Annotated in this window: 1 pseudogene; it reads left to right on the top strand. The window is 66.8% G+C overall.

The annotated features are described in order from the left end of the window. A pseudogene (locus tag SB725_RS32460) lies at window positions 1–256 on the top strand (histidine kinase); the annotation flags it as partial.

Here is a 256-nt window from a genome sequence, read left to right as displayed (position 1 = left end):
AGCCGAAGGCCTGTACCAGACCAAGATCACCTTCCAGGACGTCACGGCCGGGCAACTGCGCATCAGCCTGGACATGAGCCAGTTCCAGCAGCCGATGCTGATCAGCCTGCAGAGCATGGGCATCCTCGCCGCCATCCTGCTGGCCCTGGCGCTGAGCCTGAGCCTGCGCCAGGCACGCCATATCACCACACCGCTGCTGCAGTTGCGGGTGTGGCTGCGCGACCCGCAGCCCTATACGCCGGCCACCGACCGCCAG

Source organism: Pseudomonas sp. SIMBA_041, from assembly GCF_046535095.1.
In the GTDB taxonomy this organism is placed as follows: domain Bacteria; phylum Pseudomonadota; class Gammaproteobacteria; order Pseudomonadales; family Pseudomonadaceae; genus Aquipseudomonas; species Aquipseudomonas mucoides.
Note: the sequence above shows the minus strand (reverse complement) of the source record. Positions and strands in the feature narration are given on the sequence as shown.